We start from the raw sequence: 3,156 nt of genomic DNA on the forward strand, positions 1-3,156 counted from the left end.
ACTAATCTGGTTAAGTGCTTGCCAAGCTAGTTCTCCCTCTGGTGACTGATCAAGCTGTTCACCTTCAAACTGTGTCGCTTGAAATGTAAACATCATCCATTCAGACTTTATCGCATCATTTTCTATAATGACCATTGAAAAAACCGCACGTAGCTCTGCATCCTTCACAAGAAGCCCCGTTTCTTCACGGAATTCTCTTGTTACAGTTTCTTTAATTGATTCTCCTGACTCCATCTTTCCGCCTGGTGCCACCCACCAGCCTCTACGGGGTTTCTGGAGTAATAACGCTTTATCATCATTTACGAGTACACAGTTTGTAACCCTTTGCAACAGCTTCACCTCACATTCTATCTCCATTTTATTATACATTCATTTTGATATCGTCACAATTACTTGAATTAGGGAAAATTTACATAAAGGAACTTTTTACAAAAACGTTTAAAAAAAGACAAAAAAAGGGCACGGACAAGATGTCCGTGCAAAATATATAAAAAAGGGGGTCAATTACTTATTTATATGATACCCCATATTTATTTCATACTTGTTACAAACTCATTAAGACCGAATTACGTTTTTTTCTGTAGTTTTTTGAATTATTTTGTTCCTTCTGTGAGACTTTCAAGATAATGTTGCACATTTTGGGCTGCCAGGCTTCCATCTCCAGTTGCTGTTACAATTTGACGCAAAGATTTTTCACGAATATCCCCTGCTGCATAAATGCCAGGAACTTTCGTTTCCATCTCCTCATTTGTGACAACATACCCTTCTTCATTTAAAATACCAAGGTCTTTGACACTTGCATTAAGTGGAAGCATTCCGATATAAATGAAGACACCGTCTGTTTTGAAGTCTTTCTTCTCACCTGTCTCAGTGTTCTCAATTGATACGCTGCCTACTTTTCCACCATCTGCGTTGATTTCATTGACTACATGATTCCAAATGAATTCAATCTTATCGTTGTTAAACGCACGATCTTGAAGGATTTTTTGGGCACGCAATTGATCACGACGGTGAATAACCGTTACTTTTGAAGCAAAGCGTGTTAGGTAAACCGCTTCCTCAACAGCAGAGTCTCCTCCACCAATAACGACAAGCTCTTTCCCTTTAAAGAAAGCACCGTCACATACTGCACAGTAAGATACACCGCGACCACTTAATTCTTTTTCCCCAGGAATTCCTAGCTTCTTGTACTCAGCACCAGTTGCCACAATCACAGAACGCGCTTTGTACTCTTTGCTGCCTGCTTTCACTACTTTATAGTCGCCATGATCAACAATCTCTTTCACATCGCCATATCCGTATTCAGCACCGAATTTCTTTGCGTGCTCGAACATTTTTGTTGATAATTCAGGCCCTAGAATGTGATCAAAACCTGGGTAGTTCTCAACATCTTCAGTATTTGCCATTTGTCCACCAGGAACCCCACGCTCAAGCATAATCGTGCTAAGGTTTGCACGAGATGTATACACAGCCGCAGTCATACCTGCTGGACCTGCTCCTGCAATAATTACATCATACATTTTTTCTTCACTCATCCTGATCCACTCCTTGATTCACTACTAATTAATAGATTATATCCCCATCGTAAACAAGTAATATATAAGTGTCTACTTATATGCTCAAACTATATAATTTCTTAACAATTACCATAGACGGTATGATAATTCGTTATCCTGTAGCTGTTTTTGTTCTATCTTCAGAAGGAGGTCTCCGGCGATTGTACTCCCTAATCGTTCTGCTCGTCTCCAATAAAACAAAGCCTTTTCTTGTTGGTCGGTTTGATAATAAGCCACTGCCAGACAGTGAAAAAGATCCGGTTCGCGCTMAAGTAAAAATGGTTCGACACGAATAATTCGACTAATAGCTTGCTCATAATCACCTACTGCCGCTAACACTTGTGCTACCTTTATATGATGTTCGATATCTAGCGGATAAATGCGTTTAATAGTATTTATAAATGGAGCAGCTTTCTCTTTTTCCTGTTGCAACGTAAAGAAGACAGCTAAATTGCATAAAGCAAAGAGATTCCCCTCATCTTCTTCTAACACGTTTYGACTAATTTCAAACGCTGAATCATCACCTAATCGAAATAAAGCTTCTGCTAAATGATTATGCGCTGCCCAGCAGGTGGGATGTTCTTCAATAATATGTTGCAAAATGGGGATGGCCTCTTCTGGCTTTCCCTTTTTTAATAAAGTCCGAGCACGGTCGTGTTCAATAATGTATTCATCAGAAGATAAGTCGAGTTCATCCCACTCTTCTTCGTCTTCATCCTTCTCATTTTGTTCAACTTGCATAAGCTCCAATAAGTCCCCTGCATCACGAAAGAATTCGCCACCAGGTGTTAGAACCATATAACGTTTAGCAGCCTCTTCAGCTTTTTCAAATAAACCAAGATACGCATAGTTATTAGCCATAAAGAAATAACATTCCGACTGCACATCTCCGTGTTTAGCTAGAACTATTGAAAGAATATCATTTGAACGTTCATACTGCCCGATCTCTGAAAGAACTGCAGCCAATTGAACATGAAAGACTGGCTCTTTATCTGTAAGCTTCACAGCACGCTCAAATAACTTCACTGCTCGCTTTAAATGGTTTTTTCGATAAGCAATAATGCCTCTATGAAAGAAATAATCGCCACTTCTATAAAAAGGGACAACATTTCGGTTTTCTTGTTCATTTTCAGGTGTGAAATTCATGAAGTTCGATTCCTCCAGCTTTGCATTCATACGCTTAAGTATACAATAAATGGCGGGATCGTGGGGAAGGGGAATTAAGGTAGATTGCTTTTTCAATGATCGACATACGGAGTGACGGTAATATTGGGGGTTCCATTGATATTTTCGATCAAGATATGAAACCTCGTTGTAGGGTCCAAGTCGATCGTCTGGCATTTTCATTTTTAATAATTTGTGAAGACATTCACATATACGTAAAAAATTGATTGGGGTTAGCGAACACTAACTTCCTTACACTCATAGTATACTATCAAAAGTTTGTGGAATTAATCACAATCCTATATCTTTTGTGGCTAGTTTCTGAAATGTTGAGCAAACTCTATTAGAACAAAAAAAGAAGACCTACTTGCTTTCCAAATAGGCCTTCTTCTAGTTTATAATTTTGGTTTATGACGCTCTTCAAGTACCGATAGCA

At 38.8% G+C, this 3,156-nt stretch carries 3 protein-coding genes; all 3 read right to left on the minus strand.

Annotation, left to right across the window (positions count from 1 at the left end; genetic code table 11):
* Positions 1-330, minus strand: a 330-nt coding sequence (locus AB685_RS29240; protein WP_047974128.1) for an 8-oxo-dGTP diphosphatase, incomplete at its 3' end; no start/stop codon positions are given.
* 263 nt (positions 331-593) lie between these two features.
* The gene (gene trxB, locus AB685_RS29245; RefSeq protein ID WP_047974126.1) at positions 594-1,535 is read right to left on the minus strand and encodes a thioredoxin-disulfide reductase; all 942 of its coding nucleotides are present in this window, start codon (positions 1,533-1,535) and stop codon (positions 594-596) included.
* Between the two features lie 108 nt (positions 1,536-1,643).
* The gene (locus tag AB685_RS29250) at positions 1,644-2,732 is read right to left on the minus strand and encodes a tetratricopeptide repeat protein (protein WP_241773419.1); all 1,089 of its coding nucleotides are present in this window, start codon (positions 2,730-2,732) and stop codon (positions 1,644-1,646) included.
* Between the last annotated feature and the right edge of the window lie 424 nt (positions 2,733-3,156).

Source organism: Bacillus sp. LL01 (genome assembly GCF_001037965.1).